Source organism: Paraburkholderia tagetis, assembly GCF_022213065.1.
Classification (GTDB): domain Bacteria; phylum Pseudomonadota; class Gammaproteobacteria; order Burkholderiales; family Burkholderiaceae; genus Paraburkholderia; species Paraburkholderia tagetis.
The window spans coordinates 197,929-216,739 of sequence record NZ_JAKLJA010000001.1 but is presented as its reverse complement, the minus strand read 5'-3'; the positions used below and the strand labels follow the sequence as shown (position 1 = coordinate 216,739).

Below are 18,811 nucleotides of genomic sequence, written 5' to 3'. Positions count from 1 at the left end.
GCGCTACGGCGCGCGCTCGCGAAGCGCAGCACGCCGCCGCCGGACGCGTGAATACGCGACACAGCTTGCAGCTTATTTGCACCGGAGCATCGAGACACCTGGTTGAAACCCAAATTCGCGCTTTTTTTTGCGCAGCATGTGCGGCCAATATGGGCCGACGCCATACATTTTCGTTTCGCCGAATCGGGCTTTGTCTTTTCGCTTTTCCGTCCTTTTGTCTTGTCGTTTTTTGTCTTCCGCTTTTTCGTCTTTACTGGCGCTTTTATGATTTTTCTGGCTCACGCCTCGCCAACCAGTTCGCGCGCGAGACTGGACGCATCGAATGCCCTGGCCTTGGCCGCGCCCGCCACGCACCCGCGTTTTTCGAGCCGCTCGGCCAATAGCCAGCAAAATGCATCCAGTTCCGCGCTGCCCTGTGCCGCCACGAACTCCTGCATGACTTCATGCACGGCGGCCTCGAGGGTCGCCGCCGAAAGCACGCTGGCGATATGCGAAGCGCCGCGTGCGAGTTCGATCAGCCAGGCCGACTCGTACTGGTACAAACCGCCGTGCGGCGGCTTTCTCAGGTTCTTTTTCATTCTTCCCCCGTTCTGCTCTTTCTCGCAGATGCCGGCATCTTTGCAGGTGGCGGCACGCGGGAGCAATGACTGCGAGGGGTTGGCGGCAAAAACTGTCCATACGTCTCAAATACTTGTTGCAACGTCTCACGTGTGAACAGCGGAGTGAACGGCGGCCGGGCTCAACGCATCAAGCTCATCCAGTCGCGCCAGTCGTCCACTGAAGCGTTTTGCACGCGCGCAGCGCTGCCGCTCAGCGCCAGCATGCGCACCGCGCGAGGAGACAACCCGATCGAGCGGCGAAACGCACGCGCAAAGTTCGCGGCGTTCGAGAATCCGTGCTCGGCTGCGATATCGGCAATCGACACGCCGCCTCGCGCCGGATCGGCGAGCAACTCGCGGCAGCGGCGCAAGCGTCGCTCGCGCACGTAGGTCGCGAAACCGCCCTCCTTTTCGAACAGCCGATATAGCGTGGCGCGCGAGATGCCGAATGCGAATGCAACCTGCTCCGCGCTCAATTGCCGGTCGCTCAAGTGCTGCTCCAGATAACGGCAGATCGACACAAAAACGCACTGCTGAACGGCCGGCATATGTTCCGGGCTCACGCTCGCATTGATTGCCGAAGCCGCGAGTTGGAGCGTCGCGGGCAGCACGGCCTGAGCGTCCGCATGCGTCATCTGAGGGGCATGACGGTAGAGCGCGCCCAGATGATCGCGCAGCAGCGCGACCATGGGCTGCGTGCCGCGCAACACCCGCATGCTGTGCGGGTCCGGCGCGTTGAGCAGCGGGGCGAGCATGCGCCGCGGCACCGCCAGATTCAGGAATTCGCTGCGCGTGGTTTCGGTCGCGAGCGGCTGGGCCGCATCGACGATGAACATATCGCCGGGCTGCGTGCATGACTCGGGCCCGCCGTCACGCACGCGGCAGTTGCCGCCCAGATAGAACTGCAACACATACTGGTCGTGACCATCGCGGCCGATCTTCGCGTTCGAGCGGTCGTAGCGCTGCGCACCCGTGCGTATCGACCCCAGCACCACTTCCGGAAACAGATACGCGTTCACGCTGGTCTGGAAGCCGGTGTCTCGCGCCTCGGTGGCTTGCGTGTCGAAAATGACGTTGATCGCCTCGCGCCACGCGGCGAACTGCTGGGAACGCGGCAAGCCGCTGGTATCGAATTGCGAATGAAGCAGGGAGTCCGGCGCCTGGCTCATGGATCACCTCGGGGTCCCCGCGGTCGGGGAAGCGACTTCTGGATTGAGTCGATGCCGGCGCTCGATGAATTCGCCGCTGGCAGCGCTGCGTCGAATTCATCCACTCGACAGCCGGGATATCGGACACATGAAGCCGATACTTTAGGTTTTCGCGCGGGTAGCGAAAATCGCCTGCGCGACATCCCAGGCGGCAAGAAATTCTTCTATAAGACTGCCCGATTCACACCCCTTTTTACAAGGGTCTTTACCAGCTTGACAGAATATAAACGATAAGAAACATGAAACCACCCTTGGCGTGAGCAGATCGCCTCCCACACCCCGCAAAGCCTTGTCTGACGGGCCTCCTGAGCGACTGCGCTTGGCGCGGATGGCCTTCCGCGCGGGGCAGACAGACCGATTTCGAGGCCAAACAGCATCGCGCAACAGCTTTCCATAATATGAAATTGATGGACAGTGAGCCCCCAAGCGACCTCAAATTGAGGCAAAATCCGAGTGTTTCGCCGACTGCGCGCAGCCGGTGGTCTTATCACCCCGTTTTTGGACCCCGCCAAGAAGCCGATGAGTACCCAGCAACCCACCATCATCTACACCCTGACCGATGAAGCGCCGCTGCTCGCCACCAGTGCGTTTCTGCCGATCATCCGCACCTTCGCTGCGCCGGCCGGCGTGAACGTCGAGACCAGCGATATTTCCGTGGCGAGCCGTATCCTCGGTGAATTCCCCGAATTCCTGAGCGAAGAACAACGCGTGCCTGACAATCTGGCCGAGTTGGGCCGCCTCACGCAGCTCCCGGACACGAACATCATCAAGCTGCCCAATATCAGCGCATCGGTTCCTCAGCTCGTTGCCGCGATCAAGGAACTGCAGGGCAAGGGCTTCAAGGTCCCCGACTATCCGGAAGACCCGAAGACCGATGAAGAAAAGGCTATCCAGAAGCGCTACTCGAAGTGCCTCGGCTCGGCGGTGAACCCGGTGCTGCGCGAAGGCAACTCGGACCGCCGCGCGCCGCTCGCCGTGAAGAACTACGCGAAGAAGCACCCGCACAGCATGAGCGAGTGGAGCATGGCTTCGCGCACTCACGTCGCGCACATGAAGCACGGCGACTTCTACCACGGCGAAAAGTCGATCACGCTCGACCGCGCGCGCGAAGTGCGCATGGAACTCGTGACGAAGAGCGGCGAAACCATCGTGCTCAAGCCGAAGCTCTCGCTCCAGGCTGGCGAAATCGCCGACAGCATGTTCATGAGCAAGAAGGCGCTGCTCGCCTTCTATGAAGAGCAGATGGAAGACGCGCGCAAGACCGGCGTCATGCTCTCGCTGCACGTGAAGGCGACCATGATGAAGGTTTCGCACCCCATCGTGTTCGGCCACGCCGTGCGCACGTTCTATAAGGACGCGTTCGCGAAGCACGCGAAGCTCTTCGAAGAACTCGGCGTGAACGTCAACAACGGCATGGTCGATCTCTACACGAAGATCGAAGCGCTGCCGGAATCGAAGCGCGAAGAAGTGATCCGCGACCTGCACGCGTGCCACGAGCACCGTCCGTCGCTCGCGATGGTCGACTCGGCCAAGGGCATCTCGAACCTGCACGCGCCGAACGACGTGATCGTCGACGCCTCGATGCCCGCGATGATCCGCGCCGGCGGCAAGATGTGGGGCGCCGACGGCCGCCCGGCCGACACGAAGTGCCTGATTCCGGAAAGCACGTTCGCGCGCATCTACCAGGAAATCATCAACTTCTGCAAGACCAACGGCGCATTCGACCCGCGCACGATGGGCACGGTGCCCAACGTCGGCCTGATGGCGCAGAAGGCCGAAGAGTACGGCTCGCACGACAAGACCTACGAAATCACGCAAGACGGCACGGCGCGCATCGTCGACAACGCCACGGGCGAAGTGCTCGACGCGCTCACGCAGGAAGTCGAGCAAGGCGACATCTGGCGCATGTGCCTCGTGAAGGACGCGCCGATCCGCGACTGGGTCAAGCTCGCCGTCACGCGTGCGCGCAACTCGGGCATGCCGGCCGTGTTCTGGCTCGACCCGTACCGTCCGCACGAAAACGAGCTGATCAAGAAGGTCGAAACGTACCTGAAGGACTACGACACGAACGGCCTCGACATCCAGATCATGTCGCAGGTTCGCGCAATGCGTTACACGCTCGAGCGCGTGATCCGCGGCCTGGACACGATCTCGGTCACGGGCAACATCCTGCGCGACTACCTGACCGACCTGTTCCCGATCATGGAGCTGGGCACGAGCGCGAAGATGCTCTCGATCGTTCCGCTGATGGCGGGCGGCGGCATGTACGAAACGGGCGCGGGCGGTTCGGCGCCGAAGCACGTGCAGCAGCTGGTTCAGGAAGACCACCTGCGCTGGGACTCGCTCGGCGAATTCCTCGCGCTGGCCGTGTCGCTGGAAGACCTCGGCATCAAGACGAACAACGCGCGCGCCAAGCTGCTCGCGAAGACGCTCGACGCCGCCACCGGCAAGCTGCTCGACAACAGCAAGGGCCCGTCGCCGAAGACCGGCGAGCTGGACAACCGCGGCAGCCAGTTCTACCTCTCGATGTACTGGGCGCAGGAACTGGCCGCACAGAAGGACGACGCGGAACTGGCCGCTCACTTCGCGCCGCTCGCGAAGGCACTGGCCGAAAACGAGCAGAAGATCGTTGGCGAGCTGGCCGCTGTTCAGGGCAAGCCGGCCGACATTGGCGGCTACTATATGCCGGACGTCGCGAAGCTCGCCGCAGTCATGCGCCCGAGCACGACGTTCAACGCCGCACTCGAAGCCGTGGCGAAGTAAGCCACACTCGAAGCCGGGGGACCGGGCTGGGATCTACACCCTGCTCTGCTCCTCTGGCATGAGAGGCGCCTTGCCTCATGAAAACCGCCCTTGCAGCGTTTGTCGCTGCAAGGGCGGTTTTTTTTGGTGCGGCGGGAAGTGGCGTGTTTCGGACTAGTCCCATTGGTCACTCCACGAACTCGGTCGAATATCGCCTGACCGGGCGAACATTTCAGGCCCCTGCCGAAATCATCGCCCGAGTGCCAGGCATCCACAGCCTGAACGGCAATCGACTTTAAGGAGATCTCGCAATGGCAGTTCCCTTGCATCTATGGTTGAAAGACGAAGGTGGCGCAGACATTCGTGGTTCTAGCGAAGTCATCGGACGGGAAGGAAGCATCGAAGTTCTCAGCCTCAGTCACGGCGTGCATACGCCCACAGACGGTAGCACAGGGAAACTCATGGGCACGCGAATCCATCGCCCATTAACCATCGAGAAGGAAGTTGATCGTTCATCGGCGTTACTTTACCGGGCCGTTGCATGTGGGTCGACGCTGCAATCAGGCGAGTTGAGCTTTTACCGCACAAACGATGCAGGAATCGAGCAAGCTTATTTCACCATCTACATGAAGAACGTGAAAGTAGTCGGAATTTCCCCGCGAGTACTCAATATAAAGGAAGCGCCAAGCCAGCATCGAAATCATTTTGAGATTATTGAATTACGTTATGAAGAAATTACGTGGAGATATGCAGATGGAAACGTGACATTCAAAGACGCGTGGAATTATTTTTGAAGAGATAATACGATGCCGCTTAGATGCACGTTTTTATTAAACAATAAATCGACTTCAGCATTGCAATGTTCGGGCTTCGGGTCAGTCGAGGCATACTCTGGACAAAAGCACGGACGCAATAATCCACACGATACAGCAATGTCCGATATCGGCCCCTTGCCTGCTGGAACGTACTACATCGTTGACCGACAGTCAGGCGGACGACTTGGCTGGTTCTGGGATTGGTATGACGCACACGGATACGGTTCAACCGACCACACAAAGTGGTTTATGCTATGGAATGCGAACGGAGGAGACACGACGGTGATTAACGGCATCAAGCGAGGGCATTTCAGGCTTCATCCTGAAGGACAGCTGCAGCTAAGTGAAGGTTGCATTACCGTCGTTAGCCCATTCGCGTTCGAAAATCTTCGGCGATACATTCGTTCGCATAAGCCCGACTTGCCGATTCCAGGTTCGAAATTGCGTGCTTACGGTACTGTTGATGTTCGATGAAGCGATTAGCGGTAGTTATATGGTCCGTTTTCTGCGTAGCGCTGGCCATCACCGGCGCATACTATCTGACCGCGTTATATCTCACCATGCCGACCGACATGCCGTATTGGGTTGATATGGCAATCCGCTTCGGTTTCAGTTTTTTCCTGAATAACAACATGCCGGATCCTGACGATATGGGTGTGATCGCATTGCTAATTTACTTCTCTATATCAATGGCAATTTCGGGTGCAATGATTGGAGTTGTGGGCATTTTTTTATGGCGACGCACCATTTCATTTTTCTTACGATAAGGTTGTCATTCAAAGAACCGTTCTCTTGTGTGTCCCAAAATGCAAAAGGGGTCGAACTTGATGCCACCGGGGCACGGCACAACGCATTAATCAACGCCGGACATTTGGTTCCTCTCAGGACCACGGTCGACGCTCTTTTTTGAAAAGTGCTTGCCATAGCACCACCACTGCAATACATTGGTCTCTTCGAAACCAATTTCGCTAGACCATCATGCGTCTTCCCATCCGAACGCAGCACGTCACCGTGGCGGGCAAGGCGGTCACCTTCAAACTGGACTCGCAGGACGACCAGGCCGCCCCGAAGGTGGGCGTGCAGGTCGCCCAGAATCTGGTCGATCACAACGTGGCCGCCGTCATCGGCCCCCTACAAGCAACTGGGCGGAACCATGGCCGAATTCGCGGCCAAGTGATCCGGTAGGCGCCCCCACTACGGTTTATGTCATTCGCAACGGCCTCCCCGTGCCGTATGCGAAGTAAGTCACTCATCCGCTTGACCATTCGATTCCCATGAAACCGACACGCACTATTTCGACCGTCGAAGTCCACACCGGCGGCGAGGCCTTCCGCATCGTCACGAGCGGTCTGCCGCGCCTGCCTGGCGACACCATCGTCCAGCGCCGTGCATGGCTCAAGGAAAACGCCGACGACATTCGCCGCGCGTTGATGTTCGAGCCGCGCGGCCACGCTGACATGTATGGCGGCTATCTCACCGAGCCGGTGTCGCCGGGCGCCGACTTCGGCGTGATCTTTCTGCACAACGAAGGCTATAGCGACCACTGCGGCCACGGCGTCATTGCGCTCTCGACCGCGGCCGTCGAGCTGGGCTGGGTGCAGCGGACGATGCCTGAAACGCGGGTCGGCATCGACGCGCCTTGCGGCTTCATCGAGGCCTTCGTCAAGTGGGACGGCGAGCACGCCGGCGGCGTGCGCTTCGTGAACGTGCCGTCATTCCTGTGGAAACGCGACGTGACGGTGGAAACGCCGAGCTTCGGCAAGGTCACGGGGGATATCGCCTACGGCGGCGCGTTTTATTTCTACGTCGACGGTGCGCCTTTCGATCTGCCCATGCGCGAATCGGCGGTCGAGAAGCTCATTCGTTTCGGCGCCGAGGTCAAGGAAGCCGCCAACAAGGCGTTTCCGGTGCAGCATCCCGAGATTCCCGAGATCAATCACATCTACGGCACGATCATCGCCAACCAGCCGCGCCATGAAGGGTCGACTCAGGCCAATTGCTGCGTGTTCGCCGACCGCGAAGTCGACCGCTCGCCCACGGGCTCCGGAACCGGCGGACGCGTGGCGCAGCTCTATCAGCGCGGCGAACTCAAGGCGGGCGAGACGCTCGTGAACGAATCCATCGTCGGCACGGTATTCAAAGGCCGAGTTTTGCAGGAAACCTCGGTCAAGGGCATTCCCGCCGTGATTCCCGAAGTCGAGGGCGAAGCCTATATTTGTGGCTTCGCGCAGTGGATCATCGACGAGCGCGACCCGCTCACTTATGGCTTCCTCGTGCGTTAAAACCCATTCCCCCGTACACGGGGTTTGCGGCGCACGACCGGGTCATCCGGCGTGCGCCTTTTTTCTGCAATCGAGGCAGTATTCGCGTGAATCAGGTGGATCAGTTGAATCAGATAGGCGCGATATCGCGCTGGACGCGATGAATGTGCTGTTCCACGTAGAACGCGGCGGCATCCGCGTCGCCGGTCACGATGGCTTCGTAAATGAGCCGGTGCTCAGCAACGTAAAGGCGAATGCGTGCGGGATCGTAAATGCCGTCGTCCTTGAGACGCTTCCACAAGGACTGGTCCATCGTATCGGCAATCTCCTGGGCGAGCTTCACCAGTAGTGCATCGCCGGTCATTACGGCTAGCTGGCGATGAAACAGGCGGTCGCTGTTGTTCCAGAGCGCACGTTGTTCGGGATCCGAAACATCGGTCAGCGTTTCCATCTGCGCGAGATAGTGCTCCGCGAGCGCGTCGCGCTTCTTGTGGGCCGCTGCCCGCCGTGCGATAGCGGGTTCGAGAATCAGGCGGACGTCCAGCGTTGCCGACGGACTATAGTCTGCTTCGACGAAATCCGCCTCGGCCGTACCAGATGGTGCACTGCCCCGCGCGAGCGCCTCGGGGGCATTCGCCGAGACATACGTGCCGGAGTTTCGGCGCGTGACGACCAGGCCTTCATTCTGGAGCGCCCCGATCGCCTCGCGCACGGCGGGACGCCCGACGCCGAACAAGGCGGCCAGTTCGCGCTCGGAAGGCAGGCGCGACTCGGGAAGATATCTGCCGGCCCGAATCTCCGCGCGGATCTTTTCGGAGACCTGCTCGTAAATCTGGAGGGGGCGGAAGTTCGCGGAGAAATCGATGCGTGCGGAAGCCATATGGGATCTTTCGAAGCGATGGTTTGCAATATACCACTTCCGCGCACAGAAAATACCAAACGGGTCACCGGCCCGCTCGACGGTGCCAATGTGGCTCATATGAACGCCAAATCTGGGAAAATGCTGAATTCATGGATTGATAACCAGCCAAATGTGGTTTAAATTGAATCCACTTAAGCGATTTTTTTCAAGCGAGCCCCAAGCCATGAGCACTCCGCCAGTCAAAACTTTCGATGCGCAAGCCACGGCCGCGCTGCTGGACTATTCGACGCTCGTGCAGACGCTGCGCGAAACCATCGTGGAGTACGCCGCCGGGAAGATCGTGAGTCCTGAACGTTTGGTCATTCCGTTGCAGGAAGGCGGCGTGATGCTCTCGATGCCTTCGAGCGCAAGCGACATCGCGATCCACAAGCTGGTCAACGTGTGCCCCGGAAACGGCAAGCGCCAACTCCCCACCATTCACGGGCAAGTCATTGCGTGCGATGCGTTCACGGGCGAGATGCTGTTCGTGCTCGATGGTCCCACGGTGACCGGGCGACGGACGGCGGCGGTCAGCGCGCTCGGCATCATGTGCCTGCATGCGGGTGCGCCGAAGGAGATCCTGATCATCGGAACGGGCAAGCAGGCCGTCAATCATGTGGAGGCGTTCGCGGCGCTATTTCCGCAAGCGCGGATGCTCGTCAAGGGTTCGACGCAAGAGCGCACGCAACGCTTCGTCGAAGCGTTGCGTGCGATTGCACCCAATCTCAGCGCCCTCGATGGCGAGGTCCCCGACTCGGTCGATGTCGTCGTGACTGTCACGACAAGTCAAACGCCGGTGTATTCCGCGCTCGCGCGAGCGGGGCGTTTCGTGGTTGGCGTCGGCGCCTTCACGCCGGCGGCGGCGGAAGTCGGCAAGGCGACGGTGGATAGCAGTTTCATCATCGTCGACGACCCTGCCGGTGCGAAACACGAAGCGGGCGATCTGATTCAGGCCGGCGTCGATTGGGCGAACGTGAATGCGCTGGCCGATGCAATCAAGGGAAATCTCAAGCCTATGAAGCCGGTGTTTTTCAAAAGCGTTGGTTGCGCTGCGTGGGACCTTGCTGCTTGTCGGGTGGCGCAGGCGCATATTGGTTAAACGCGTGTTTGAGAACACGCGCCAAACGCCACCCTGCAACTGGCGAATAGTCCTTCCCTGATGCACACGGGCGGGGTTCCATGAAAGCGCACCGTACGCACATGTCTGCCCGCCACGCATCATCGATTCATGATGACGTGCTGCGCACAGCGGCGTATCGTTACCTCATGCGGGTGGCGCACAACGCCGCCCGCACGAGCAAGGACACGCTCGTCGGGGAGCGATATGACTATTCGGCAACGTATGCACGCGCCGTTTGCGGTGCTGGCGCTGGGTGTTGTGCTGGGCCTCGTGGCAGTGGTAGCGGGCGCGGGGCTCTGGCTCCACGCGGCGCAATCCGGTGTCAATGCCGGCGCCGGCGATCAGTCGGCCTCGGTGGCCGCAATCCTGTTCGGCGTCTTTCTCGCGATCTGCGCCGGCCACGAACTCTGGCGCCGCAAGATGCGCTAGAAAGCGACGTCAAAAGCGCGCCCCCCCTTCCCGGCGCCCGCCTCGCGCGGCGCGCCGTGGGCGACGCTGCGGCTCATGCCGTCGCGAACCCTTCCCCCTCGATCATCTCGAACAGCAGCGTCTCGAAGGCATGCGCGGCCACCGTGCGCGATGCGCGGCGCCGCGCGAGCAGCGCCACGGTGCGCTGCGGCAACGCGGGGGTCACGGGCACACTCGTGAGACCCTTGTGCTCGCGCAGCACCGTCGAGGGCAGCAGGGTCGCGAGCGAGCCGGCCTTCACGAGCTTGAGTACCGTGCCGACTGCATTGGCCTGCACCATGACGGGCGGGCGCAATTGATGAGCGTGGAAGTAGGCATCGGCGAACTTTCGCACCACGAAATCCGGGCTCAGCAATGCGAGCGGAATTTCGTCGAGCTGCTCTGCCGTGACCGGGTTGCGCCGCCGTGCCAGCGGATGCCCGGTCGCAACGAGCAGTGCAATGTGCTCTGCGAACAGCGGCTGAACCTGGATATGCTCCGAGCGCACGTCGGTAAAGCCAATGCCCAGATCGAGCGCATCGTGCTCGAGGCCCGCTTCGATCTCTTCGAGCGGCCGCTCGCTCACTTCCACGGCAATGGCCGGATGCGCCGCGTGGAAGCGGCGCAGCGCGGGGCCGATCAGATATTCGGCAAAGGTGGGCGCGTGGGCCAGCCGCAGCAGGCCGCGCCTAAGCCCATTCACGTCCTGGAGCGCCCGCTTGCCCGCGTCGAGATGCTCGAGCGCCTTGCGTGCATGCTCGATATAGACCCGTCCGAAATCCGTGAGGCTGATCGTGCGTCCGCTGCGGTCGAAGAGTGCGCCGCCTAGTTCCGCTTCGAGCTGACGAATCTGCTGCGAAAGCGCCGGCTGCGAAACGTGCAGCACTTCGGCCGCTCGCGTGAAATTCTTCAGCTCGGCCACGGTGAGCACGTAGCGGATCGGACGGAGCAACAAGGCGGCTGCCTCCATAAGGCGCACTTATAGCGACGATCGCAATATCGTCTTGGACTCGCACGCGCGCGATGCGCAGAATGGAATCGTGTCAAAGTTGCGCGAATACCGGCATGGCAACACCGCGGGCCGGCGCGCCATCATTCTACCGTTGGAGGACACGATGTTCGAGGCCTGCGCGATGTCCGTCGTTGCCGTCACGGCAGGCGCCAGCCTGACGTTTCTCTGCGCGATTCTGATGCCCGATGCATTCGTCAAGAAGAGCGTCGAAGGCGGGATGTTCGCCGGACTGGGCGCCACGCCCATGCCCCAGCGGGTCGCCCGTGCGCGGCACCCACGCCGTGTACGGCGCGCAGGTCAATACACGTCTCGTACATAACGCCGCTCGCGCGCCATCTGGCCGACGTACTCTCCGGCCGCTTCGTCGCTCAACCCGCCATGGTGTGCGACGACCGTTCTCAAGGCGGCATCCACATCCTTGGCCATGCGGCTTGCATCGCCGCACACGTAGAAGTGCGCCCCCTCCTCCAGCCATGCCCATAGCTGCGCGCCCTGCTCGCGCATGCGGTCCTGCACGTAGACCTTCTCCTTCTGGTCGCGCGAGAACGCGAGATCGAGCCGGCTGAGCAAGCCGTCCTTCTGCATGTGCTCGAGTTCCTCGCGATAGTAGAAGTCGGTGGCCGCGTGCTGCTCGCCGAAGAAGAGCCAGTTGCGGCCCGCGTCGCCGTGCGCGCGCCGCTCGTGCAGAAAGGCGCGGAACGGCGCGACGCCCGTGCCTGGGCCCACCATGATCATGGGCGTGTCGCCGTGGCGCGGCGGCCGGAAATGGCTGCTCTTCTGCACGAATACGGGCACGCTGCCGGCCGCCGCGCGGTCGGCGAGGAACGTGGAGGCCACGCCCTTGCGCTCGCGCCGGCCATTGTTGTAGCGCACCGCCGAGACGGTCAGATGCACTTCTCCCGCGTGCGCCTTCGGGCTCGACGAGATCGAATAGAGCCGTGGTTGCAGGCGCTTGAGCATGCCCGTCAATTCGTGTGACGAAAGCTCGATGGGGAATTCGTGCAGCACGTCGGCAAGTTGTTGCCCCCACAACCAGTTCTTGAGATCGCCCTTGCGGTCCTCGCGCAGCAGTTCGCTCAAGCCCTGCCCGCGTGAGCGCGAAGCAATGAAGGCGAGCGCGTCGGGGCCGGGCCGCGCGATCTCGTAGTGCTTGCCGAGCGCATCCGCCAGACGCATATCGCCCACGCCCGGCACTTCGACGGCCGCATCGGCGGACAGACGCGTCAGCGCGAGCAATTCGTCCACGAGCGCGGGGCAATTCGTCGGCCATACGCCGAGCGCGTCCCCTACCTCGTATTCGAGCCCCATGCCATCGCCGCCGCCGTCGCCCGTCGCGAGCGAGAAGTAGCGCGTGTCCTTCACTGCGCCCGTCATGTTCAGGCGCACGTTGTGAATGAGGCGCGATGCCGCCGGGCGCGCTTTGGTCGCCGCGCAGCCCGGCAGCACTTCGGGAATCGAGCCGCCGGCTGGCACGGCGTGCAGCGCGGCGTCTTCTTCCTTGATGCGCACGACCACGCGGTCGAGCCAGGCGTCGGCATCGTTCTGGTAGTCCGTGTCGCACTCCACGCGTGCCATCAGCCGTTGCGCACCGAGCGCTTCGAGCCGCGCGTCGAGATTGCGGCCGTGGCCGCAGAACTGGTCGTAGTTGCGGTCGCCGAGCGCGAGCACGGCATAGCGCAGCCCGGGCAGGCGCGGCGCATGCTCCGCCTTGAGCGCGGTCCAGAACGGCTCGCCGTTGTCGGGCGCATCGCCGTCGCCGAAGGTGCTCGTCATGAGCAGCACGTATTGCGCCTTCTCGAGATTCGTAAGCGCGTAGTCGGCCATGCACGCGGTGCGGATCTCGAAGCCCGACTCCATCAGTTGCATGGCGTAGCGTTCGACGAGCGACTCCGCGTTGCCCGTCTGCGACGCCCACAGCAGAACCACCTTCGGACGCGTATGGGCGATGCGCACGATGCCTGGCTTTTCGTCCTGCTTTTCGTCCTGCTTATCGTTCTGAAGATGCCCCGCTTCGAGCGCAGGCGCCATGTGTGCCTCGCCACGGCTGAACAGCCCGGCCAGCAGCCCGTCGAGCCAGGCGCGCGTGCTCGCGGGAAACGGTGCGTGCGCGGGGAGCATGGGCACCGCAACGGCGCTGCCCCGCGCCTCGCCCTTCGACGAACGCAGCCCGCCGACGAAGCCCGCGAGGTAAAGCCGCTCCGTGTCGTTGAGTTCCGGCGCGGCCACCTCGCCGAGGTCGAGTAGATTCGCAAACGCATCGATTCGGGACATGTCGAGTTCCAGGGACGGATGAGCCACGCCGACCTCGCGCTGGTCGCGCGCGTCAGGCGCGTCGGACAGGAGAAGGTCTGGCTCAGGCGCCACGCGCGCAAGCGCAACGGCACAGAATTTCAGTTCGGGTTGCTGAGAAAATTCGTCGATCGCATCGCTCGTGACCGCGTTCACGCACAGGTCGTCGCCGAATACGTCGTTCCAGTGCATCGGCGCGAAGCAGTTGCCGGGTTGCACGCGATCGGTCACCACGGCGGGCAGCACCACGCGCCCGCGCCGCGAACGCACCTCCACACGGTCCTTCGCCGCGACACCGAGCGCGCTCGCATCCTCGGGATGGATCTCGATGAACGGTGCCGGATTGAGCTTGTTGAGCATGGCCACCTTGCCGGTCTTCGTCATGGTGTGCCATTGATGCTGCACGCGCCCCGTATTGAAGACGATGGGGAACGTGCCATCGGGCAATTCGGCGGGCGCCACGTGCGGCCGCGCGAAGAACACGCCCTTGCCATGCGCCGTGGGAAAAGCGATACGGGGGCGGCTGCCGTCCTCGTCTTCGCGCAGAATCTGGCTCACGCCATCGTTCAGATAGCGAATGGGATTGCGGTCACCCTGCGCGTCGCGTGGCTCCGGCGGACAGGGCCATTGCAGCGGCGTCTCGCGCAGCTTCGCGTGATTCGCGCCGCGCAGATCGTAGCCCGTCTTCGGGTTCGAGAACGCCACGATCTCCTCGAACACTTCCGCCGCGCTCGCATAATCAAACGCCGCCTCAAAGCCCATCGCACGGGCCACGCGCGCGATGATCTGCCAGTCAGGCAAAGCCTCGCCGGGCGGCTCGACCGCCTGCTGCATGAGCGTCATGTTGCGCTCGGAATTGATCATCACGCCCTCGGCCTCGGCCCAGAGCGCGCCCGGCAGCAGGACATCGGCGAACGAATTCGTTTCGGTGTCCAGAAAAGCGTCCTGCGCGATCACAAGCTCGGCCGCGCGCAAGCCCGCCATCACGGTCTGCCGGTTCGCGACCGAGGCCACCGGATTCGTGCAGATGATCCAGCATGCCTTGATCTCCCCCGCCGCCATGCGCGAGAACATGTCGATCGTGCCGCCGCCGAGCCGAGTCGTGAGCGTGCCCGGCGGCACGCGCCAGAGATCTTCCACAAAGGCGCGGTCTTCTTCGGAGAGCACCGAGCGCTGGCCCGGCAAGCCGGGCCCCATATAGCCCATTTCGCGCCCGCCCATCGCATTGGGTTGGCCCGTGAGCGAGAACGGTCCGCTGCCGGGGCGGCAGATCTTGCCCGTCGCCAGATGCAGATTGCAGATGGCATTCGTGTTCCACGTGCCGTGCGTGCTCTGGTTCAGGCCCATGGTCCAGCAGCTCATCCACTCGGGCGCTTCGCCAATCATCTGCGCCGCGCGGCGGATATCGGCCTCTGCGAGCCCCGTGATGGCCGCGACTTTTTCCGGCGTGTAGTCGCCAAGAAAGCCCGGCATCGCGTCCCAACCGTGGGTGTGCTGCGCGATGAAGGCCGCGTCGGTGTGGCCGTTCTCGTGCAGCAGGTACAGCAGGCCATTGAGCAGGGCGAGATCCGTGCCCGCCTTGATCTGCAAAAACAGCGAAGCCTTTTCGGCCGTCGCGCTACGGCGCGGGTCCACCACGATCAGTTTCGCGCCGGCCTTCACGCGGTCCATCATGCGCAGGAACAGGATCGGATGGCAGTCCGCCATGTTCGAGCCGATCACGAAGAACAGGTTGGCCTTGTCGAAATCCTGATACGAGCCGGGTGGCCCGTCCGCACCCAGCGAAAGCTTGTAGCCACTGCCCGCGCTCGCCATGCACAACCGCGAATTCGATTCGATGTTGTTGGTGCCGACAAAGCCCTTCGCGAGCTTGTTCACGAGGTACTGCGCCTCGATCGACATCTGGCCCGACACATAGAACGAGAGCGCATCCGGGCCGTGCGCGTCGAGCGTCTCGCGCAGGCGCCGCGCCGTGTCGGCGATCGCCTGCGCGAGCGGCAGCGGCACGGGATCTTCGTCGCGTGCGTGGCGCACGAATGCGCGTTCGAGCCGCCCGGACTTGCGCAGCGCCACGTGCGCCGAAGAGCCCTTGGTGCACAAGCGCCCGAAGTTGCTCGGGTGCTCGGTGTCGCCCGAGATCTTCGTGACCTCGCCGTCCTGGACGTGCAGCACCATTCCACAGCCCACGCCGCAGTACGGACAAACGGTCTTGACGCTCTTTTCGATCATGCGCGATTCGAACTCGTAGCCAGAGAAAACACCGGAAAAATCAGGCCGAAACCCAGACGTGCCCATCCTCCACACGCGCGGAGAACGCATTCACCGAGCGCACGGGATCTTCGAGGCACTCGCCGGTCGAAAGATCGAAGTGATGCTTGTAGATCGGCGACGCCACGACGATGCGCTCGCCGAGACTGCCCACGAGCCCGCGCGAGAGCACGGCCGCCTGCGAGTTCGGGTCGTAGTTGCCGATGGCGAACACGCGCGCGTCGCCGTCGTCGATATGGAACACCGCGATCTGCTCGCCTTTCACGAGCGCGCACACGCCCGTATTGGGCACGATCTCATCGAGCTTGCACACAGGCACCCAAGTGTCTTGCGCGATGGCATTGCTAGCGACGTGGCTCATTTCGTACTCCTGGTATGTGAACGGATTCAAGAAGATTCAAACGGCTTCGACGACGACTGGAATTTCAGCAAGCGCCTCGTGCTGCGCGCGCACCGGAATCTGCTCGCGTTCCTCGGGCGTGGCCGGACGAATCTGGCCGCGCTCCTCGACGAACGTCACGTGCTGGTCGCCCGCATCGCTGTTGACGAAGTGGCGGAAACGCCGGCGCGTCAGCGGATCGGTTACGGCCTTCTTCCACTCGCACTCGTAGGTGTCCACCACGAGCTGCATCTCCGCTTCGAGCTCGGCGGCGAGACCCAGCTTGTCGTGCACGACCACGTCGATCAGATAGTCGAGACCGCCTTCGAGGTTGTCGCGCCACACGCTCGTGCGCTGCAGGCGATCCGCCGTGCGCACGTAGAGCATCAGGAAGCGGTCGATGTAGCGGATCAGCGTGGCGCGGTCGAGATCGGACGCGAGCAGTTCGGCGTGACGCGGCTTCATGCCGCCATTGCCGCACACGTAGAGATTCCAGCCCCGCTCCGTGGCGATGATGCCGATGTCCTTGCCCTGCGCCTCCGCACATTCGCGCGTGCAGCCCGAGACGCCGAACTTGATCTTGTGCGGCGCGCGCAGACCCTTGTAGCGGTTCTCCACTTCGATCGCGAGCCCGACCGAATCGCCCACGCCGTAACGGCACCACGTCGAGCCCACGCACGACTTCACGGTACGCACGGCCTTGCCATACGCGTGCCCCGACTCGAAGCCCGCATCGATCAGCGCTTCCCAGATGAACGGCAACTGCTCGACGCGCGCACCGAACAGATCCACCCGCTGGCCGCCCGTGATCTTCGTATAGAGGCCATACTTCTTCGCCACCATGCCCACGGCGATGAGACCTTCGGGCGTGACCTCGCCGCCCGGCATGCGCGGCACGACCGAATAGGTGCCGTCGCGCTGGATGTTGGCGAGGTAGTAGTCGTTCGAATCCTGCAGGCTCGCGTGCTCCTTCTTGAGCACGAACTCGTTCCAGCACGAAGCCAGAATGCCGCCCACCGCAGGCTTGCAGATATCGCAGCCGAGCCCGCGACCGTGCTTCGCGAGCAGATCGCCGAAGGTCTTGATGTTTTCCACGCGCACGAGGTGATAAAGCTCCTGGCGCGAATACGGGAAATGCTCGCAGAGGTGATTGTTGACGGCCACGCCCTGGCGCTGCATCTCCGACTTCATGATCTGCGTGACGAGCGGCACGCAACCGCCGCACGACGCACCCGCACAGGTGGCGGCCTTCATCGCGCCGATGCTCGTGGCGCCTTCGCGCACCGCCGAGCAGATCTGCGCCTTCGAGACGTTGTTGCACGAACAGATCTGCGCGCCCTCGGGCAGCGCCTCCACGCCAAGCGCGGGCTTCGCCTTGCCATCGGCTTGTGGAAGGATCAGGAATTCGGGCGATTCCGGCAACTCGATGCCGTTGAGCATCATCTGCAGCAGCGTGCCGTATTCGCCCGCGTCGCCCACCATCACCGCGCCGAGCAATTGCTTGCCGCATTCGGACACCACGATCTTCTTGTAGACCTCGCGGCGTTCGTCGGCGAAGCGATACGAGCGGCTGCCCGGCGTCTTGCCGTGCGCGTCGCCGATGCTCGCCACGTCCACGCCCATCAGCTTGAGCTTCGTGCTCATGTCCGCGCCCTCGAAGCGTGCCGCTTCGTTCGCGGCGCCAACGAGCGTCTTCGCGACGAGGCGCGCCATGTCGTAGCCCGGCGCCACGAGCCCGAAAATCTGGCCTTGCCACAGCGCACATTCGCCAATCGCGTAGATGTCGGGGTCGCTGGTGCGGCAGGCGTCGTCGATGACGATGCCGCCGCGTGCGCCCACTTCGAGGCCGCAGGCGCGCGCGATTTCGTCACGCGGGCGAATGCCGGCGGAGAACACGATCATGTCGGCTTCGAGATGCGTGCCATCGGCGAACACCATGCGGTTCGCCGCGCTTTCGCCATCCACGATCGACGTGGTGTTCTTGTGCGTATGCACGCTCACGCCCAGCGCTTCGATCTTGCCGCGCAGCATGCGGCCGCCGTCTTCGTCGACCTGCACGGTCATCAGGCGCGGCGCGAATTCGACCACGTGCGTGTCGAGCCCCAGATCGCGCAGGGCCTTCGCGCATTCGAGGCCGAGCAGGCCGCCGCCCACCACCACGCCCGACTTCGCGCTGGCACCGCGTGCCTGCATCGCTTCGAGATCTTCGATGGTGCGATAAACGAAGCAGTCCGCACGATCGTTGCCCGCGATGGGCGGCACGAACGGCGACGACCCGGTGGCGATCACGAGCTTGTCGTACGAAAGCGTCTCGCCATTGGACACGCTCACGGTACGCGCGGCGCGGTCGATCGAGACGGCCTTCGCGTCGAGCACGAGGCGCACGCGCTGGCGAACGTCGTCGCGCTCGAAGAAGCCCTCGCTCACGAGCGAGAGATCCTCGGCGGACTTGCCGGCGAAGAATTCGGAGAGATGCACGCGGTCGTAAGCGGGACGCGGCTCTTCGCAGAGCACCGTTACGCGCACATTGAGCGCGCTTTGCGCGGCGTCCGCGAGCACGCACTCCAGAAATTTGTGGCCCACCATGCCGTGACCAATGACGACGACGTCCAGACCGTCCACTGCGAGCGTTGATTGCGTCATGCCTGTACACCCTGCTAAATAAAAAAGGCGTCCCGCGGATCCAGCTCGCGAGGAGCCAGACTCGTGGGACGCCGTTGTCCTGAGATTCATCGATTTGCACTGCCACACTGCAACATCGCAGCCGGAT

The 18,811-nt window shown here is 62.7% G+C and carries 17 protein-coding genes and 1 pseudogene; 10 read left to right on the top strand and 8 right to left on the bottom strand.

All coding sequences use genetic code 11. The features are described 5' to 3' along the window. Positions 1–72: 72 nt before the first annotated feature. From L5014_RS00905 to L5014_RS00895, 3 genes are all read right to left on the bottom strand, one after another. Positions 73–282 (bottom strand): hypothetical protein, encoded by a 210-nt coding sequence (locus L5014_RS00905; protein WP_238461704.1) that lies wholly within the window; start codon positions 280–282, stop codon positions 73–75. Further along, positions 279–578, bottom strand: a complete 300-nt coding sequence (locus tag L5014_RS00900; protein ID WP_238461703.1) for a hypothetical protein — start codon at positions 576–578, stop codon at positions 279–281. The genes L5014_RS00905 and L5014_RS00900 overlap by 4 nt, the downstream gene beginning before the upstream one ends. Before the next feature lie 161 nt (positions 579–739). Then, positions 740–1,768, bottom strand: a complete 1,029-nt coding sequence (locus L5014_RS00895; RefSeq protein WP_238461702.1) for a helix-turn-helix domain-containing protein — start codon at positions 1,766–1,768, stop codon at positions 740–742. 558 nt (positions 1,769–2,326) lie between these two features. On the opposite strand from L5014_RS00895, the gene L5014_RS00890 reads away from it, so the two are divergent. The 7 genes and pseudogenes from L5014_RS00890 to lhpH all read left to right on the top strand — a co-directional run bounded on the left by L5014_RS00890 (position 2,327) and on the right by lhpH (position 7,646). Next, complete coding sequence (locus tag L5014_RS00890; RefSeq protein ID WP_238461701.1) at positions 2,327–4,570, top strand: NADP-dependent isocitrate dehydrogenase; 2,244 nt, start codon at positions 2,327–2,329, stop codon at positions 4,568–4,570. A 77-nt stretch (positions 4,571–4,647) separates the two neighbouring features. After that, positions 4,648–4,848, top strand: coding sequence for a hypothetical protein (locus tag L5014_RS00885; RefSeq protein WP_238461700.1), 201 nt, complete (start codon positions 4,648–4,650; stop codon positions 4,846–4,848). Between the two features lie 12 nt (positions 4,849–4,860). After that, positions 4,861–5,343, top strand: coding sequence for an Hcp family type VI secretion system effector (locus L5014_RS00880; protein ID WP_238461699.1), 483 nt, complete (start codon positions 4,861–4,863; stop codon positions 5,341–5,343). 12 nt (positions 5,344–5,355) lie between these two features. After that, complete coding sequence (locus L5014_RS00875) at positions 5,356–5,838, top strand: DUF2778 domain-containing protein (RefSeq protein ID WP_238461698.1); 483 nt, start codon at positions 5,356–5,358, stop codon at positions 5,836–5,838. Next, positions 5,835–6,131 (top strand): hypothetical protein, encoded by a 297-nt coding sequence (locus L5014_RS00870; RefSeq protein WP_238461697.1) that lies wholly within the window; start codon positions 5,835–5,837, stop codon positions 6,129–6,131. Before L5014_RS00875 ends, L5014_RS00870 begins: the two co-directional genes overlap by 4 nt. Positions 6,132–6,369: 238 nt before the next feature. Further along, a pseudogene (locus tag L5014_RS00865) lies at positions 6,370–6,495 on the top strand (branched-chain amino acid ABC transporter substrate-binding protein); the annotation flags it as partial. Between the two features lie 143 nt (positions 6,496–6,638). After that, on the top strand, positions 6,639–7,646 hold the full coding sequence (gene lhpH, locus L5014_RS00860) for a trans-3-hydroxy-L-proline dehydratase (protein WP_238461696.1): 1,008 nt from the start codon (positions 6,639–6,641) through the stop codon (positions 7,644–7,646). 109 nt (positions 7,647–7,755) lie between these two features. On the opposite strand, the gene L5014_RS00855 is transcribed toward lhpH, so the two are convergent. Beyond that, on the bottom strand, positions 7,756–8,505 hold the full coding sequence (locus L5014_RS00855; RefSeq protein ID WP_238461695.1) for a FadR/GntR family transcriptional regulator: 750 nt from the start codon (positions 8,503–8,505) through the stop codon (positions 7,756–7,758). 205 nt (positions 8,506–8,710) lie between these two features. Here L5014_RS00855 and lhpI point away from each other — a divergent pair, with 205 nt between their 5' ends. Then, positions 8,711–9,625, top strand: coding sequence for a bifunctional Delta(1)-pyrroline-2-carboxylate/Delta(1)-piperideine-2-carboxylate reductase (gene lhpI / locus L5014_RS00850; RefSeq protein WP_238461694.1), 915 nt, complete (start codon positions 8,711–8,713; stop codon positions 9,623–9,625). 225 nt (positions 9,626–9,850) lie between these two features. Then, positions 9,851–10,075 (top strand): hypothetical protein, encoded by a 225-nt coding sequence (locus L5014_RS00845; RefSeq protein ID WP_238461693.1) that lies wholly within the window; start codon positions 9,851–9,853, stop codon positions 10,073–10,075. A gap of 73 nt (positions 10,076–10,148) precedes the next feature. Here the strand turns inward: L5014_RS00845 and cynR are convergent, their stop codons facing one another. After that, positions 10,149–11,048 carry a transcriptional regulator CynR gene (gene cynR, locus L5014_RS00840; protein ID WP_238461692.1) on the bottom strand — a complete coding sequence of 300 codons (900 nt, stop codon included), beginning with the start codon at positions 11,046–11,048 and terminating at the stop codon, positions 10,149–10,151. Between the two features lie 49 nt (positions 11,049–11,097). Between cynR and L5014_RS00835 the strand changes: the two genes are divergently transcribed. After that, entirely contained in the window at positions 11,098–11,424 is a 327-nt protein-coding gene (locus L5014_RS00835; protein ID WP_238461691.1) for a hypothetical protein, read from the top strand. Here L5014_RS00835 and L5014_RS00830 read toward each other — a convergent pair. Genes L5014_RS00830 through nirB form a run of 3 tightly spaced genes read right to left on the bottom strand, consistent with a single transcriptional unit; the run spans position 11,403 to position 18,654 of the window. Beyond that, complete coding sequence (locus tag L5014_RS00830) at positions 11,403–15,623, bottom strand: bifunctional nitrate reductase/sulfite reductase flavoprotein subunit alpha (protein ID WP_238461690.1); 4,221 nt, start codon at positions 15,621–15,623, stop codon at positions 11,403–11,405. The two genes, L5014_RS00835 and L5014_RS00830, sit on opposite strands and share 22 nt — an antisense overlap. Before the next feature lie 40 nt (positions 15,624–15,663). Then, positions 15,664–16,023, bottom strand: coding sequence for a nitrite reductase small subunit NirD (nirD, locus tag L5014_RS00825; protein ID WP_238461689.1), 360 nt, complete (start codon positions 16,021–16,023; stop codon positions 15,664–15,666). A 36-nt stretch (positions 16,024–16,059) separates the two neighbouring features. Next, complete coding sequence (gene nirB / locus L5014_RS00820) at positions 16,060–18,654, bottom strand: nitrite reductase large subunit NirB (RefSeq protein ID WP_238462110.1); 2,595 nt, start codon at positions 18,652–18,654, stop codon at positions 16,060–16,062. Between the last annotated feature and the right edge of the window lie 157 nt (positions 18,655–18,811).

Coding starts and splice junctions, on each gene's coding strand:
- L5014_RS00900 (WP_238461703.1), bottom strand. CDS start 578: ATGAAAAAGAACCTGAGAAAGCCGCCGCACGGCGGTTTGTACCAGTAC.
- L5014_RS00895 (WP_238461702.1), bottom strand. CDS start 1,768: ATGAGCCAGGCGCCGGACTCCCTGCTTCATTCGCAATTCGATACCAGC.
- L5014_RS00890 (WP_238461701.1), top strand. CDS start 2,327: ATGAGTACCCAGCAACCCACCATCATCTACACCCTGACCGATGAAGCG.
- L5014_RS00885 (WP_238461700.1), top strand. CDS start 4,648: ATGAAAACCGCCCTTGCAGCGTTTGTCGCTGCAAGGGCGGTTTTTTTT.
- L5014_RS00880 (WP_238461699.1), top strand. CDS start 4,861: ATGGCAGTTCCCTTGCATCTATGGTTGAAAGACGAAGGTGGCGCAGAC.
- L5014_RS00875 (WP_238461698.1), top strand. CDS start 5,356: ATGCCGCTTAGATGCACGTTTTTATTAAACAATAAATCGACTTCAGCA.
- L5014_RS00870 (WP_238461697.1), top strand. CDS start 5,835: ATGAAGCGATTAGCGGTAGTTATATGGTCCGTTTTCTGCGTAGCGCTG.
- lhpH (WP_238461696.1), top strand. CDS start 6,639: ATGAAACCGACACGCACTATTTCGACCGTCGAAGTCCACACCGGCGGC.
- L5014_RS00855 (WP_238461695.1), bottom strand. CDS start 8,505: ATGGCTTCCGCACGCATCGATTTCTCCGCGAACTTCCGCCCCCTCCAG.
- lhpI (WP_238461694.1), top strand. CDS start 8,711: ATGAGCACTCCGCCAGTCAAAACTTTCGATGCGCAAGCCACGGCCGCG.
- L5014_RS00845 (WP_238461693.1), top strand. CDS start 9,851: ATGACTATTCGGCAACGTATGCACGCGCCGTTTGCGGTGCTGGCGCTG.
- L5014_RS00830 (WP_238461690.1), bottom strand. CDS start 15,623: ATGATCGAAAAGAGCGTCAAGACCGTTTGTCCGTACTGCGGCGTGGGC.
- nirD (WP_238461689.1), bottom strand. CDS start 16,023: ATGAGCCACGTCGCTAGCAATGCCATCGCGCAAGACACTTGGGTGCCT.